Origin of the sequence: Pseudomonas sp. GM41(2012) (genome assembly GCF_000282315.2) — a bacterium.
GTDB lineage: Bacteria > Pseudomonadota > Gammaproteobacteria > Pseudomonadales > Pseudomonadaceae > Aquipseudomonas.
The window spans coordinates 295,521-309,991 of sequence record NZ_AKJN02000008.1 but is presented as its reverse complement, the minus strand read 5'-3'; the positions used below and the strand labels follow the sequence as shown (position 1 = coordinate 309,991).

Sequence of the window (14,471 nt, the reverse complement as noted above, 5' to 3'; positions counted from 1 at the left end):
CCCCGTTCGGCTGCGAAGCAGTCGTAAAATCAGCGAACGAGGTTTACCTGAATAACTGATGTGGCTGATTTTGGGGCCGCTTCGCGACCCAACGAGGGCAAGCCCCCTCACCACAGGGGAACGATCACTGCCCACCCTCCCCCAATCCCCGTATAATCGCCGTTTTTTCCCCGAAGGCACCCCGCTCGTGGCAGACAAACGGTACAGCTGCATTGGTTTGTATAACCCCAAATCACCGGAAAACGTCGGTTCGGTGATGCGCGCCGCTGGCTGTTATGGCGTGGCGTCCGTGTTCTATACCGGCAAGCGTTATGAACGCGCCGCCGACTTCGTCACCGACACCAAGCGCGTCCACTACGACATTCCGCTGATCGGCATCGACGACCTGAAAAAAATCCTGCCGCTGGGCTGCGTTCCGGTCGCTGTGGAACTGGTGGAAGGTGCCCGTTCGCTGCCGGAATACACCCATCCGGACCGCGCGCTGTACATCTTCGGCCCGGAAGACGGCTCGCTGGATAAAGAGATTCGCGACTGGTGCGAAGACGTGGTCTACATCCCGACCACCGGTTGCATGAACCTGGCGGCCACCGTCAACGTCGTGCTCTATGACCGTATGTCCAAGGGACTCAACACCCGCTCCGGAGCAAAGTTTCGCTGATTCAGCGCATATCCGATGGAACAAGCCGCCCGCCTCGGCAGTCAGCTTAATTATCTATTCTTGAAAGCCATTCCAGCCAGGAGACAGATCATGAGCGAACTCAAACGCGTAGAACGCATCGAATCCACCCCGTTCCAGACTCACACTGAGCAGAACGTGCAGGGTTGGGAACGTATCGGTTCACTGGCCGGCGGTGTGGTCATGGTCGGCAAGGGCCTGCGTCGCGGTGGTGTGTTCGGGTTGATTCAAGTGGCGATCGGCGGTGTTGCCCTGGCGCGTGGTATTACCGGGCACAGTTCGGCGAAAAGCCTGCTGGAGAAAAGCCGTCAGGACATGGACAACGTGCGGGCAAAGATTCAGCGGGCGGGTGAAGAGTTGAACCGGTTGAAGGCGAATGCCGAGGCGGCGACCAATACCGCTACCGTGACCGGTAATGATTCGTTGAAGTCGCCTAAAACCGGGGTTTGATCCAGACATTGTGGTGAGGCGAACGGCCTCATCGCGAGCAAGCTCGGCTCCCACAGTTGACCGACGTGCCCACAAATAATGTGTTCGCTGGAGATCCTTGTAGGAGCCGAGCTTGCTCGCGATGACGGTGTTACTGAAGTAACTCGGTATCGAGGACTTTGGAGGACTCGCCAATTACGCTCTCGGCCAGTTGAACAAACTCCTTGGTATCCACACTCTCCAAATGCATCGCCCCGCGTAACACATCATCCAGCGAACGCTTGTTGCGGGTCTTCAGGCGAATCTCGCGATCCAGTTCCTGCAATAACACGACCGCTTTCGACACCTGCGCCGGGCTGACCTGCTCACCGCGCAAGGTCGTGACCTTCTGGCTGTCCTTGGCCAACTTCTTCTGCAAACTCTCATACCGCTCATCGCTCATGCCGCCGGCGCGGCGCACCAGTTCGATGGCGTAATACTCGGCAAATCCTTCGCTGATCCAGTCACTGCGCTGCTGGTCGTTGATCCGTCCGAACACCTGCGCCAATTCCCGCACCAGCGCACTGGTGCCGCTTTCGCTGACCAGCGGCAGACGCGTGTTCAGATAGATCGATTCGTGAGCGCCCAGACTGCCACGCCACATCGGGTCGTTGGCACCGACGATCAACAGTTTGACGGGATGACGGGGATACACCGCCTGCACTTGCGGCCAGACAAAGGTCAGCAGCGTCAGCACATCCATGCGGCGCATGCCCTGGCCCTGAGGCGAGGCGACGGTGACCTCGGTTTCCCCAAGCCGCGTGCGACGGCTGCCGAGGTGGCCGGCGAGCATCCAGCCCGTAGGCCGGTCGAACAAGCGAGAAACGTTATCGACCCGGAATTTGTTCTTGCCGATTCGCGGCCAGGCGGTTTCAACGCTTTTCCAGCCGGCGGGCAATTCGAACTCAAGGCGTGAAACCAGCTCAATGCCATCCTCCTGATCGAGTTTGGCCGCCGGTACCAGATCGTCGCCGCGCATCAGCGCCCACGTTGGCGTCATGCGCGTATCGAAGCTGCCGCTCTTGCGCCCGTGGCTGATGCGTACGCGGTAGGTCAGGCTGGCCTTGTCGGCGGCCGGGCGCCAGACACCACGGGCCTGCTTGCCCGGCGTGAGCTGCCATTGGCCGTCGGCCTTGAAATCGCTGTAGTGACTGCCATCGCCCAGGTCGAAATCCAGACTGCGCACTGCCGAACCCTGGGCCAGGGTCAGTCGCACTTCAGCCTGATCCCTGTCCGGCAACAGGCGCACGTGGTAATCCAGATCAACCTTCTTCACCGCCCACACGGGCGAACTCAGGGCCAAAAGCCCAAAGGCCAACGCCAGCCGCAATCCCACAGCCATACACACTCCTTCGTGAAACGTTAAATCGCTTGGCGTTTAACCCGCGCGGAAAATCAGATGGTCTTCCCAATCGTCGTCGGCCACGCTGCCTTCGGCGAGCATGCGCCCGGACTGGGAAATTTGCGCGTGGTGCACTGCATCGCGATCACCGCACACCAGATGGTGCCAAAGCGGCAGGTCCTTGCCTTCGCTGACCAGTCGATAGCCGCAGGTCGGCGGCAGCCACTTGAACTCATCGGCCTTGCCTGGCGTGAGCTGGATGCAGTCGGGGACGAAATCACGGCGGTTCGGGTAATCGGTGCACTGACAGGTTTTCAGGTCCAGCAGTTTGCAGGCGATACGCGTGTAGTAGACGCTGTTGTCGTCTTCATCTTCGAGCTTTTGCAGGCAGCACAGGCCACAGCCGTCGCACAGCGATTCCCATTCCTCTTGATCGAGTTGATCGAGGGTTTTGCGTATCCAGAACGGTTCGACTTTGGCGGCCATGGCTCAAGCATCAACATCAGGTGGTGAAAAGGCCGCCAGTCTAGTGCCAAGGCCCTTGTGGGCCAAGCGTTGGCGACTGCCGGTAGAAGGAGCTTGTCAGTTATTGCGCCGCCCAGTAGGGTTTTGCGTCGCCCCTTTCTTTCAAACGTAGCAAGGAATCACTTGATGAGCGCTAATCCACGCGTTGCCGACTATGCCATCCACCCTCAGTTCACAGACCGCTGGTCGCCCCGCGCCTTTACCGGCGAAAGCATCCCGGAAGAAACCCTGCTGAGCTTCTTCGAAGCCGCGCGCTGGGCGCCATCGGCGTACAACTCGCAGCCTTGGCGGTTTCTCTATGCACGTCGCGACACGCCGAACTGGGAGCGTTTCCTGGGCCTGCTGAATGAGTTCAATCGCGGCTGGGCACAGCACGCCTCGGCACTGGTAATCGTGATCTCGAAAACCACTTTCGCGGTGCCTGGCGCCACCGAAGAAACCCCGGCCTTGTGGCACACCTTCGACACCGGTTCCGCTTGGGGCCATCTGGCGCTGCAAGCGAGCATCAGCGGCTGGCACACCCACGGCATGGCCGGTTTCGACCAGGACCTGACTCGCAAGGAGCTGAACATTCCCGAAGGCTACGCCCTGCACGCGGCGGTAGCGGTGGGCAAACTGGGCGACAAGGCGACGCTGGCGGAGTACCTGCAAGCGCGTGAAGAACCAAGCCCACGTCGTCCGCTGAGCGAGTTGGCCGCCGAAGGCGACTTCACCCTCTAAGCCACACCGAAGATCTACTGTAGGAGCCGAGCTTGCTCGCGATGAGGCCATCACATTCAACATCATCGTTGACTGTGAGATCGCCATCGCGAGCAAGCTCGGCTCCTACAGGTTCATAGGGAGAATTCAATACCCGCGATTGAAATCCACTTCCCCGCGCAACGCCTCACCCGCCTGATACGCCCGCAGGTTCTCGACAAACAGGTTCACCATCATCGATGGCGAGGTCGGTGCCGAACTGTGGCCGGTCAGCAGCAGGCCCCAGGCGGTCCAGAACGGATGACGTTGCGGTAGCGGCTCCTGACGGCAGACGTCAATCACCGCACCCGCCAGATGCCCTTCTTTCAAGGCCTCCACCAGGTCCGCATCGACCACTGCCACGCCACGTCCGACGTTGATGAACAACCCGGTCGGCTTGAACTGCTTGAACAGCGCCGCGTCGTACAGGTCATGGGTGTTCGGCGTATTCGGCAGCAGATTGATCACGTAATCCACTTCACCCACCAGACGCGGCAGATCAGCCAGTACCCCGACTTCGACAAACGGCGCCTGCTCGCGGGCTTCGCTGGCGATGCCGTACAACTCGACGCCAAACGGCAGAAGAAACTGCGCCACGGTCTGGCCGATATCACCGGTGCCAACGATCAACACTTTGCGGCCGGCCAGGCTTTGGCCCTGGCGACTGTCCCACTTGCGCTCGACCTGGCTGACCAGCCGCGGCAGCACTTCGCGCTCGTGGCCGAGCATGTAGGTCAGCACGTATTCGGCCATGACCTGCCCGAAAATCCCCACCGCCCGAGTCAGTCGATAGTGACGTGGCAAGCCGTCGGCCAGCAGCGGCGTAATGCCCGCCCAGGTCGATTGCAGCCATTGTGGCTCGTGGCCCTGACGCAGCAAGGTCGCCAGCAAGTCCGGCTGACCGAGCCAGATCGGACAATCAGCGGCCTGGCTGGCCAGTTCGGCGGAGTCGCCGCTGGTCAGCACTTCCAGGTCGGGCGCTGCTTGACGCAACAGCTGGGCGTACACCGGGTGGTCGTGTTCAGCAATCAGAACGCGCATGGTTCAAACCTTTCAAAAACAGAGCAGTCGGCCGCCGATGGAGTAACGCTCCATCGGCCTGGCCATCGCCAAAATCATTCCAGTGTTTCATAAAGGCTCTGAACAGAGCCTGTCTGCCGGTCACATCGGGTCGTTGCGGCGCAGCAATTCTTCCGGCAAGTGTTCGATGTATTCGTCTTCGGCCGGCGGCATTTGCAAGTGGTAACCCTGCTTCTCAAGGTTTTCCAGCACCACGGTGATGTCCTCGCGCGACAGTTTACGCTCCGGGGTCAGCACCAGATCGAAGGCGTGATGCGGTTTGCCGAAGGCGGCCATCAGACTTTCCGGAACGCGCTCCAGTGCATCGCTTTTGAGCACATAGAGGTACATCTCGTTTTTCTTCAAGCTTCGATAAATGGAACAAATACGCTTCAAGGCTGTTCTCCGGCGGTGGCCAGGCTGTCGAGCAGCGCCTGGCCCATCAATTCGCGGCGCCAGCCACGCAGCGAATCAGGCAATTGGTAAGGACCGTTGGGGTAGCCGCTCTTGAGCAGCGCTTCCAGGGTTTTCTTGCGCAGCATCAGCTCCGGCGCAATGTTCAGGCGCTCGGCTTCGGCCTGGCCGATCGCACGCAGCTGTTTGACCAGTGCGGCGGCGTCCACCGGCAAAGGCTCCGGCACTGCTGGCGGCCATTGTTCTGGCGACACACTGCCAGAGCGTTTAATCAGATCAAGCAGAAACTCGCCGTCCTGACGCACGGTACGCGGGTGCATGTCTTCGATTTTCGCCAACGCGCCAAGGTTGTCCGGCTGAGTCCGCGCCAACGGCCACAGGGAATGCTCACGCACGATGCGGTTGCGCGGCAGATCACGGGCGCGGGCTTCGCGCTCGCGCCAGGCGCACAATTCACGCAACACGGCGAGCTGGGCGCGGGAAAGCTTCCAGGCCAGCTTGGCTTCGCGATAGACCTCATACGGATCAACTTCGCGGCGCAAGTTGGCCACCAGCTCGGCGCCGTCTTCCAGGACCCAGGCGTACTTGTCGTCAGACAGTTTCGGACGCAGCTGTACAAAAACTTCCGCCAAGTGCAAGGCATCTTCGGCGGCGTAGCTGATTTGGGTGTCGGAAAGTGGACGTTGCAGCCAGTCGGAACGGGTCTCGCCCTTGGGCAGGTCGATGCCGAGCACTTCCTGCACCAGCCGCGAATAGCCCATGGAAAAACCGAGGTTCAGGTAAGCGGCGGCCAACTGGGTGTCGAACAGCGGCGCCGGCAGGCTGCCGGTCAGGCGCAGCAGGACTTCGAGGTCTTCGCTGCATGCATGGACGACTTTGACCACGGCCGGGTTTTCCAGCAATGCGGCCAGAGGCTGCCAGTTGTCGATGCTCAGCGGGTCAATCAGGTAAGCGCGTACGCCATCGCCGATCTGCAGCAGGCCTGCAATCGGATAAAAGGTGTCGACCCGCATGAATTCGGTGTCGAGGGCAACGAATGGCAGCTGCTGCCACTCGGCGCAAAACTGACCGAGGCTATCGTTGTCGCGAATCCAGTGAATATCGATGGCCACACGGCTCTCCCTTGAAGAATGGCGCGCAGTATATATCGCCCCCGGCGATTTCCGCGCATCCACTGAACAAGAGCTTTAGCGAAAATGCCTGCCGAACAGCAAGAAATGTCTGATAAGCGGAGACTAGCCGGCCTTACGCAGTACGTAGACGCGCATCCGCGCACAGCCGGGCAGGAAGTCCTGATGACTGAGCAAGCGCAAACCTGCGCGCTTGAACTCGGCTTCCACGTCGGCCTTGCTGGCCAACGGTCGGGCCGGAACGCCCTGTGCATCCGTGCGCCGGCCTTTGAAATGAGCATCGACCCGTACCGCCACAATCACCGTATCGCGACTGACCCGATGGAATTCCTTAAGCATGGCCAAACGATGCTCGGGGCAGGCGATGTGTTGAAACAGTTGCATGCAAAAAATGCAGTCAACCGCATTCGCCGACAAGCCAATGGTGAACGCTGAACTCTGAAAGGTCTTGACCCGTTTCAGCAGGCTCTGCGGATGGTGGGTGCGGGCATGATCGAGTATGTCCTGCGACGGGTCGGCCGCGAGAATCACCCGGTTTGCATGTTCAGCCAGTACCGGCCAGTAGCGCCCGACACCGCAGGCCACATCAAGAACCAGCCCCGGTTCGCCGGCAGCCTTGAGCGCATTGCGCACCAGTTGCTCGTCACGCCAGAACGTCAACCGCCCGGCCAGGCCACGGGGTCGCGGCTGAAGACAGACGCGGGCGTGCTCCTGATCGTAGCGCCGGGCGATCTCAAGCTCGATGGCGGATGGGGATTGAGCAGACATGTGCAATGGTTCTCGGGGGAAAAACGCTAACCGGCCGCAGGTTAGCGACCGGTGCGTGGAAAAAAGGTTGTAGCACTCACTCTTTGGCCAACACGCCGTCGCTTACTGCTGCGCGACACCCGGCAAACATATCCAGGTCCTGGTTGTAGACCTTGCTCTTGACTTCCAGCAGACCGAGCATCGAATGGAACAGGTTGTCCTGACTCAAAGGTTTTTCACGACTCAGTTGCAGACAATGGGTGTCCACCGAGTACGACTTTTGATAGCTGTCGGAAAACCAGGCCAGCATCGCGACATGTTTTTGTTGTTCCGGCGCGAGCATGTAAGGCGTGCCATGCAGGAACAAGTTGTACTCACCCAGGGATTCGCCGTGGTCCGACAGATAGAGCATCGCGGTGTCGACTTTGTCCTGATTGCTACGCAACAAATCGATCAGGGTGGACAGCACGTGGTCGGTATACACCAGGGTGTTGTCGTAGCCATTGACGATACTTTCGCGACTGCAATTGTTCAGGGCGTTACTTTCACAAACCGGGGTGAAGCGCTCGTATTCTTTCGGGTAGCGCTTGAAGTATTCCGGACCGTGACTGCCCATCTGGTGCAACACCAGTACCGTGTCTTTATCCAGGGTATCGATGAAGTGCTGCAAACCCTGCAGCAGGATTTCATCGCGGCATTCGCTATTGGCGCACAGTACCGGGTCTTTCAGGTTACTGACGTCGTCGAGGGTGACCCGATCGCAAGTGCCTTTGCAGCCCGATTGGTTATCGCGCCAGATCACATCGAGACCCGCGCGCTTGAGCACGTCCAGCAGGCCTTCCTGGTTTTTTGCCTTGCTGGCGTTGTAATTCTTGCGGCCCATGTCGGAGAACATGCACGGTACCGACACCGCTGTTTCCGTCCCGCAGGAATGCACATCGGTAAAAGCGATCAGGCCCGCTTCTTTACTCAGTTTGGGTGTGGTGTCACGGTCATACCCCAGAATGCCGAAGTTCTCGGCCCGGGCACTTTCGCCCACCACCAGTACAGTCAGGGATTTGCGGCCGTGGGTTTGCAAGGCGGGATTTCGCTGGGCATCTTCGCCCAGCGTGACGAAGGGTTGCCGCGCAGAGGCGAGCTGCTCACGCAGAAAGCCGGCCGAGGCACCGATGTAGTTGCTCGGCACCACCATCAGGCGCAACTCATGGTGATTGCGAAACAAGGAGGACAAGCCCTGATAGTTAACCAGTGCGACCCCCCCGATCACAGCAACCGATGCGACACTCACGAGAATTTTACTGAGTAGCTCACGGTGCCAGCGACGGTAACTAACCGGCGTCTTCCATAATAAAAAGGACGGCAAAACACCGAGCAAAACAATATAAACAAGCAACTTGATCGAGAGTAAGTCACGCACTTCCGTCGCATTGGTTTGCGCAAAGTTACGCAACATCCCGGTGTCAATCAAAACACCGTATTGGCCCATGAAATACGCCACCCCGGCGCTGATCATAAAGATCAGGGTCAAGACCGGTTTGAGTACAGGCCGGAACGCCAGCAGGGTCAGTACAATGTTGAAGGCAGCCAGAATCATCAAGCCGAACGCCACGCGCATGACGATGCCTTGACCGTCAGATGACGTGATTTCAAACAGGTGTTGCCAGAGAACAAGGTTGCAGCCCGTTAACAGGAAGGCACTGGCAATCAGTGTCACCCACTCGGGGCGCACGGCTTTAATCTTCAACATTATGATCGGTTGTTCCTGAAAAGAAGCGCCTTCGGTAAATGTGAAAATTTCATTTACCGTGACAACACTCATTTTAGTCAGCCAACCATCAATTTTTTGTGAAAAAGAAGCCAACGATTGGTTGGCTCGTGGCACTGGGCTTTATTTGAGAATGGTTCAGGCTCTGTTCAGGCTTGATGCAAATACCAGCGCCAATCCTGTTCGCCCACCTCGCCCATGAACTGTCGATACTCGGCTCGTTTTACCGCCAGGTACACACCGAGGAATTCACTGCCGAACGCTTCCCGTGCCCAGCTCGAACCTTCCAGCGCTCGCAACGTGGTCAGCCAGTCAGTCGGTAACAGTTCCGTGGCCTGGGCGTAGCCATTGCCCTCCACCGGCGCGCCAGGATCGAGTTGTTCGCGAATACCGCGATGGATCCCGGCCAGAATCGCCGCGGCCGCCAGATACGGGTTGGCGTCGGCACCACAGATGCGGTGTTCGATATGCCGGGAAAATGCCGGCCCGCCGGGCACACGCAAACTCACGGTGCGATTGTCCACACCCCACGTAGGTGCCAGCGGCGCATAGCTGTTGGTCTGAAAGCGACGGTAAGAGTTGGCGTTCGGACAGAACAACAGCAACGAATCGAGCAACGTGCTGAGCATCCCGCCCACCGCCTGTTTGAGCAGCGGCGTGCCGTCCGCAGCTTCGCTGGCGAACAGGTTGTTGCCCTCCTTGTCCGCCAGGCTGACGTGCATGTGCATGCCTGTGCCCGCCAGGTCATCGAACGGTTTGGCCATGAAGCACGCCGTCATCCCATGCTTGTGCGCCACGCCTTTGACCAGTCGTTTGTAGCGCACCGCTTCGTCCATCGCCTGCAAGGCGTCGGTGCGGTGTTCGAGGGTGATTTCCACTTGCCCCGGCGCGTATTCGGAAATCGCCGTGCGCGCCGGAATGCCCTGCAGTTTGCAGGCGCTGTAGAGATCGGCCAGAAACGGCTCGATCTGTTCCAGTTCACGCAATCCGTAGACTTGAGTCCCTCGCGGCCGTCCGCCATCGACATCCCGCGCCGGTTGCGGTCGACCGTTGCTGTCGCGCTGCTGATCCAGCAGGTAGAACTCCAGCTCCGCCGCCATCACCGGGTAATACCCGTCGGCCTGCAAGCCTTCGATGACTTTCGCCAGCAGATGCCGTGGATCGGCAATCGTCGCGGGCATGCCCTCCTTCGGGTGCATGCTGACCTGCACCGCCGCCGTAGGAATCAGCCGCCACGGCATGCGCGTCAAACTGCCGCTGATCGGGTACGCCCGGCAGTCGATATCGCCAACGTCCCAGACCAGGCCAGAGTTTTCCACGTCATCGCCGTTGATGGTCAGGCCAAGAATGGTACTCGGCAATGGCCGCCCGCTTTCGTACACCGCCAGCAACTCATCGCGGTGCAGCAACTTGCCCCGCGGTACACCGTTGTTGTCGAGGATGAACAACTCGAACATCTCGATATCCGGGTTCTGTTCCAGAAAGGTCAGGGCTTCTTGCTTGGAGGCGAAAGATGTCGTGGCAACACTCATGGGAATTCTCTTATTTCCGCGTCAGGCAAACGCACAGGCGTCGCCGCTTTGATCCCGGCGCATAGCGCGGGACCTGTAAGAACAATCAACGGGAAATGCAGGAATCCGGCGGGCGCGCGTGACGGCAGTGCCACAGCGCCCAAAAGGCTAATTCGCAGGGAAGTGCGACGGGACAACCGTCCATAGAAAAAACCACAGGAAACAGATGAGCCGCAGCGTCACACGGGTAGATAAGTCGTTAAATCGGGATTTGAAGAACCTTGGTTGCGGATTGGCTAAACATTGTCTGTGTTTTCAAATGATCGCAGCCTTCGGCAGCTCCTACAGGTGTACGGCGATCCAATGTAGGAGCTGCCGAATGCTGCGATCTTTCCAGCTTCACACAGAAGTATTTAATTTCTAAATACTGCTCCGGACTTTCTGATTTGCGGCCCGCAGGCCTCGCGCGCCTAATCGGCTCCTTGTCATTCAAGGCCCCGATAGATGGAAAACGTTCGCGCAATCTCCCGCCCCGCCCTCTGGCTGATGTTCAGCATCATTCTTGTCGCCCTGAACCTGCGACCTTCCATGGCCGCCGTCGGTCCTTTGCTGTCGGCGATTCGCGGCGACATTGCACTGAGTTTCAGCCTGGCCTCGCTGTTGACCATGCTGCCAGTGATGGCAATGGGGCTGGCGATGTTCTTTGGGCTGGGCGTCAGCCAACGAATCGGCGAACAACGCACCGTGGTGCTCTCGCTGCTGATCATCGGCGTGGCCACGGTGTCGCGGTTATTCCTCGATTCGGCGGCCGAACTGATCCTCAGCGCCGTGCTGGCGGGTATCGGTATCGCGCTGATCCAGGCGTTGATGCCCGCGCTGATCAAATCCCGCTTCAGCGACAACGTTGCCGTGTGCATGGGGCTCTACGTCACGTCGATCATGGGCGGCGCAGCGATTGCGGCGTCGTTTGCGCCGCTGGTGATGATCCGCACCGGCAGCTGGCGCATAGGCCTGGCGATCTGGGCGGCGCTGGCGCTAGTAGCGTTGCTGTTGTGGTGCGTGCAACGTGAAAGGCTGCCGGCGCAGCCTGCTCAGGTGCAGCGCAATGGCTCCTTCTTCGGCAATTCCCGCGCCTGGCTGCTTGCAATCTTCTTCGGCCTGGGCACGGCGTCCTACACCTGTGTGCTGGCCTGGCTGGCGCCGTACTACGTGGAAAAGGGTTGGAGCGAACAAAACGCCGGGTTGCTGCTGGGTTTCCTGACCGCCATGGAAGTGTTGTCCGGCCTGCTGACACCGGCCATCGCCAACCGCAGCCGTGACCGACGCGTGGTGCTGGTGGTGTTGCTGGCGCTGATCATGGCCGGTTTCTGCGGGCTTGTTCTCAGCCCGCAACACCTGACGCTGTTGTGGCCATGTCTGCTGGGGCTCGGCATCGGCGGACTGTTCCCGATGAGTCTGATCGTGTCCCTGGATCATCTGGACAATCCCCAGCGTGCCGGTGGCCTGACCGCGTTCGTGCAAGGCATCGGCTACCTGATCGCCGGTCTCTCGCCGCTGATTGCCGGGTTGATCCGCGATCAGCTCGGCAGCTTCGAATGGGCCTGGTGGTCACTGACCGGCGTCATGGCGCTGATGATCCTGATGGTCTTGCGCTTCGATCCGCGGCATTACGCCCAACACATTCACTGACCCGGAAACCCCACCATGAAACACACCGGTTTCGCCGCCGCTCACATCGGCATGTTGCTCTGGGCACTGTTGATCGCTGCATCGTTTTCTGCGGCAGCGCAGGTCAGCCAAGCCATCGACCCGATCCTGCTGACCGGTTTGCGCCTGCTGTTCTGCGCCCTGGTGTTTTTGCCGCTGTTGCTGTTCAAGGGCGATACCGCCATGACCGCCCGCGGACTGTTCGGCCATGCCGTGCTCGGCTTGTTGCTGGCGGTGTATTTCGGCTCGCTGTTCGAGGCGCTGCGCTATACCTCGGCGGTCAACACCGGGACGATATTCACCTTGGTGCCACTGCTGACATTGCTGTTCGAAGCCGTTTTGATGCCCGACAGCCACCTGAAACAGCGGGTGCTGCCGATGCTGATTGCCGCTGCCGGGGCCGTGTTGCTGGTTTTGAAAGGCGCCGGCCCTGGTGAGCTGCCTTCGCTGTATGCAGTGTCGGTGTATGGCGTCGGTTGCCTGGCGATGGCGCTCTATTCGCCCCTGAGTCAACGGCTCAAGACCCACAGCCTCAAGGGACGCGGCCCGGTGGGCATGACGTTCTGGAACATGCTGTTCGGCGCGCTGTTTCTGCTGGCATTCTGTGGGTTCAGCGGCGGCTGGCGATCGGCGTCAATGCTGACCGTGAGCGATTTCTGGTGGCTGATTTACCTGGCGGTGTTCGCCACGCTGGCGACCTTCTGGCTGCTGCATCGGGCCATCGGCGTTATCGCCCCCTCCTCGGTCATTTCCTACATTTACCTGAGCACACTGTTTCTTACATTGTTTCACTGGTTCTGGTTACGTCAGTCGCCATTGTCGCTGGAAATCATCGGCGCGCTGCTGGTGGGAGTCGGTATGTGGGCACTGCTGATGTCCAGCCGCCGCGGGGTGCCTGCCGCCGTTCAGGACTGAAGGCCTCTGGAATTGCCCCACAACTTTCCATGAAAACTCCTACAAGGCATTCTCCTGGCACCATCGTTCCGTTAGGATCACTCGCACAAGTTTGCGCACAGTCAGCGCAAGGAGCACAGCGAGACGAACGGATGTTGAACAGTAACTTGCTTAGAAAGCTCGATATGCAGGACCTCATGGTGTTTATCGCCGTGTATGAGCAAAGCAGCGTCAGCGGTGTATCCGAGGCGCTCTGCGTCAGCCAGTCCACCGTGAGTTACTGCCTGAAAAAGCTGCGCACCAGTTTCGAAGACGAACTGTTCATCAATACCCGCGCGGGTATGCGCCCCACCTACAAAGCCAGCACCATGTACGCCCACGTGCTGAAGATCCTGGAAAGCATCAACCTGTGTCACGCTGGTGCGCCAGCATTCGACCCCACCCTGCAACCCGTCACCTTCAATATCTGCGCACCGGAATACTTCGAGCAGTTGATCCTGCCGCGCCTGTTGAAAAGCTTCGATTTCGCCGACCTTCCCGTCATGGTCAACATGCACAAGTTCGAAACCGACATCCCGGCCGAAGAACTGCGCGACGGTAGCCTCGACCTGGTGATTTGCTTCGGCCCGAACTTTCATCGCAGTCACGGCGATTTCAAATCCCGGATGCTGCTGGAGGACGACCTGGTCTGTGTCTTCGATAAACGTGCCACACCGCCGGAGCCGCGTTTAAGCCTGCAAGCCTTTGTTGAACGCCGGCACGTGTTCCCGACACCCTGGACTTCCACCACCAACATGGTCGACGGCTGGCTGGCGCAGCAGGCGCAAAAACGGCAGATCGTCGCGCGCTCCAACAGCTACAGCGCGGCACTGAAGATGATCACCGGCACCGACTTCATCCTGACCCTGCCTCGGCGTATCCAGCAATTGCTGGCCAACGACGCGATCTTCAATCATTGCGAAGCGCCCAACGGCTTGCCGGGTTTCAGCCTCGACATGCAGTGGAGCCAGAATGTCGATCAGGACAGCGCCAACACCTGGCTGCGCGAGCAAGTGGTCAAGGCCTGCACCGAGCAGGAAATGGCCTGAAACTCAGTGGCTGATGGCAATCTTGGTGTAGGACTCTCGATCGATGTCGAGGATTTCCACGGCCAGCTGGACTTCAATGTCCGTCGGCCATTCACACAGTTCCTGCACCACAGCCAGCAAACTTTCGGACAACTGCTGCTTGATCTGCGGCGAACGACCGCTCAACAGCGCCAGTTTCACATGCACAAAGGCTCGCTCACCTGACACCGTGCCGACCTTGAACGTCTCAACCTTCACCGCTCGGCTCTTGATGTCGTATTCGGCAGCAAACTGACCGGAGGCTACCAACGCATTGTTGAGCCGGATCAACGCCACGTCGGCATTGAGCTCGGGCAGGTTGGCGGTGTATTCCATGTGCAGGTGAGGCATGACTGAGCTCCTGAAAGTGGGCAGAAAGATCGTACATA

General features: G+C 59.3%; 15 protein-coding genes. 6 read left to right on the top strand and 9 right to left on the bottom strand.

The genetic code is table 11. From position 1 onward, the window contains the following. The first annotated feature begins 187 nt into the window (after positions 1 to 187). Entirely contained in the window at positions 188 to 658 is a 471-nt protein-coding gene (locus tag PMI27_RS06855) for an RNA methyltransferase (protein WP_008153126.1), read from the top strand. Positions 659 to 748: 90 nt separating this feature from the next. After that, complete coding sequence (locus tag PMI27_RS06860; RefSeq protein ID WP_008153124.1) at positions 749 to 1,126, top strand: YgaP family membrane protein; 378 nt, start codon at positions 749 to 751, stop codon at positions 1,124 to 1,126. 130 nt (positions 1,127 to 1,256) lie between these two features. Here PMI27_RS06860 and PMI27_RS06865 read toward each other — a convergent pair whose 3' ends face one another. Further along, positions 1,257 to 2,486 carry a hypothetical protein gene (locus PMI27_RS06865; protein ID WP_008153121.1) on the bottom strand — a complete coding sequence of 410 codons (1,230 nt, stop codon included), beginning with the start codon at positions 2,484 to 2,486 and terminating at the stop codon, positions 1,257 to 1,259. 36 nt (positions 2,487 to 2,522) lie between these two features. After that, positions 2,523 to 2,972 carry a YcgN family cysteine cluster protein gene (locus PMI27_RS06870; protein ID WP_008153119.1) on the bottom strand — a complete coding sequence of 150 codons (450 nt, stop codon included), beginning with the start codon at positions 2,970 to 2,972 and terminating at the stop codon, positions 2,523 to 2,525. 165 nt (positions 2,973 to 3,137) lie between these two features. On the opposite strand from PMI27_RS06870, the gene PMI27_RS06875 reads away from it, so the two are divergent. Beyond that, positions 3,138 to 3,731, top strand: a complete 594-nt coding sequence (locus PMI27_RS06875) for a nitroreductase family protein (RefSeq protein WP_008153118.1) — start codon at positions 3,138 to 3,140, stop codon at positions 3,729 to 3,731. Between the two features lie 126 nt (positions 3,732 to 3,857). Here PMI27_RS06875 and PMI27_RS06880 read toward each other — a convergent pair whose 3' ends face one another. The 6 genes from PMI27_RS06880 to PMI27_RS06905 all read right to left on the bottom strand — a co-directional run bounded on the left by PMI27_RS06880 (position 3,858) and on the right by PMI27_RS06905 (position 10,396). Then, the gene (locus tag PMI27_RS06880; protein ID WP_008153117.1) at positions 3,858 to 4,790 is read right to left on the bottom strand and encodes a D-2-hydroxyacid dehydrogenase; all 933 of its coding nucleotides are present in this window, start codon (positions 4,788 to 4,790) and stop codon (positions 3,858 to 3,860) included. 120 nt (positions 4,791 to 4,910) lie between these two features. After that, on the bottom strand, positions 4,911 to 5,204 hold the full coding sequence (locus PMI27_RS06885) for a YcgL domain-containing protein (RefSeq protein WP_007898694.1): 294 nt from the start codon (positions 5,202 to 5,204) through the stop codon (positions 4,911 to 4,913). Then, positions 5,201 to 6,334: a ribonuclease D gene (gene rnd, locus PMI27_RS06890; RefSeq protein WP_008153116.1), complete on the bottom strand. Its 1,134-nt coding sequence runs from the start codon at positions 6,332 to 6,334 to the stop codon at positions 5,201 to 5,203. Before rnd ends, PMI27_RS06885 begins: the two co-directional genes overlap by 4 nt. Before the next feature lie 123 nt (positions 6,335 to 6,457). After that, entirely contained in the window at positions 6,458 to 7,120 is a 663-nt protein-coding gene (locus tag PMI27_RS06895; RefSeq protein WP_008153114.1) for a class I SAM-dependent methyltransferase, read from the bottom strand. A 76-nt stretch (positions 7,121 to 7,196) separates the two neighbouring features. Next, the gene (locus PMI27_RS06900) at positions 7,197 to 8,846 is read right to left on the bottom strand and encodes a phosphoethanolamine transferase (protein WP_033053467.1); all 1,650 of its coding nucleotides are present in this window, start codon (positions 8,844 to 8,846) and stop codon (positions 7,197 to 7,199) included. A gap of 167 nt (positions 8,847 to 9,013) precedes the next feature. Further along, entirely contained in the window at positions 9,014 to 10,396 is a 1,383-nt protein-coding gene (locus PMI27_RS06905; RefSeq protein WP_008153110.1) for a glutamine synthetase family protein, read from the bottom strand. A 483-nt stretch (positions 10,397 to 10,879) separates the two neighbouring features. Between PMI27_RS06905 and PMI27_RS06910 the strand changes: the two genes are divergently transcribed. The 3 genes from PMI27_RS06910 (at position 10,880) to PMI27_RS06920 (ending at position 14,064) form a co-directional block, all read left to right on the top strand. After that, on the top strand, positions 10,880 to 12,064 hold the full coding sequence (locus PMI27_RS06910; RefSeq protein WP_008153108.1) for a cyanate transporter: 1,185 nt from the start codon (positions 10,880 to 10,882) through the stop codon (positions 12,062 to 12,064). Positions 12,065 to 12,079: 15 nt separating this feature from the next. Continuing rightward, on the top strand, positions 12,080 to 12,997 hold the full coding sequence (locus tag PMI27_RS06915) for a DMT family transporter (protein ID WP_008153106.1): 918 nt from the start codon (positions 12,080 to 12,082) through the stop codon (positions 12,995 to 12,997). 131 nt (positions 12,998 to 13,128) lie between these two features. Further along, positions 13,129 to 14,064 (top strand): LysR family transcriptional regulator, encoded by a 936-nt coding sequence (locus tag PMI27_RS06920; protein ID WP_008153104.1) that lies wholly within the window; start codon positions 13,129 to 13,131, stop codon positions 14,062 to 14,064. A 3-nt stretch (positions 14,065 to 14,067) separates the two neighbouring features. Here PMI27_RS06920 and PMI27_RS06925 read toward each other — a convergent pair whose 3' ends face one another. Next, complete coding sequence (locus PMI27_RS06925; protein ID WP_008153101.1) at positions 14,068 to 14,433, bottom strand: 5-carboxymethyl-2-hydroxymuconate Delta-isomerase; 366 nt, start codon at positions 14,431 to 14,433, stop codon at positions 14,068 to 14,070. Positions 14,434 to 14,471 lie beyond the last annotated feature (38 nt).

Coding starts and splice junctions, on each gene's coding strand:
- PMI27_RS06860 (WP_008153124.1), top strand. CDS start 749: ATGAGCGAACTCAAACGCGTAGAACGCATCGAATCCACCCCGTTCCAG.
- PMI27_RS06865 (WP_008153121.1), bottom strand. CDS start 2,486: ATGGCTGTGGGATTGCGGCTGGCGTTGGCCTTTGGGCTTTTGGCCCTG.
- PMI27_RS06870 (WP_008153119.1), bottom strand. CDS start 2,972: ATGGCCGCCAAAGTCGAACCGTTCTGGATACGCAAAACCCTCGATCAA.
- PMI27_RS06875 (WP_008153118.1), top strand. CDS start 3,138: ATGAGCGCTAATCCACGCGTTGCCGACTATGCCATCCACCCTCAGTTC.
- PMI27_RS06880 (WP_008153117.1), bottom strand. CDS start 4,790: ATGCGCGTTCTGATTGCTGAACACGACCACCCGGTGTACGCCCAGCTG.
- PMI27_RS06895 (WP_008153114.1), bottom strand. CDS start 7,120: ATGTCTGCTCAATCCCCATCCGCCATCGAGCTTGAGATCGCCCGGCGC.
- PMI27_RS06900 (WP_033053467.1), bottom strand. CDS start 8,846: ATGTTGAAGATTAAAGCCGTGCGCCCCGAGTGGGTGACACTGATTGCC.
- PMI27_RS06905 (WP_008153110.1), bottom strand. CDS start 10,396: ATGAGTGTTGCCACGACATCTTTCGCCTCCAAGCAAGAAGCCCTGACC.
- PMI27_RS06910 (WP_008153108.1), top strand. CDS start 10,880: ATGGAAAACGTTCGCGCAATCTCCCGCCCCGCCCTCTGGCTGATGTTC.
- PMI27_RS06915 (WP_008153106.1), top strand. CDS start 12,080: ATGAAACACACCGGTTTCGCCGCCGCTCACATCGGCATGTTGCTCTGG.
- PMI27_RS06920 (WP_008153104.1), top strand. CDS start 13,129: ATGTTGAACAGTAACTTGCTTAGAAAGCTCGATATGCAGGACCTCATG.
- PMI27_RS06925 (WP_008153101.1), bottom strand. CDS start 14,433: ATGCCTCACCTGCACATGGAATACACCGCCAACCTGCCCGAGCTCAAT.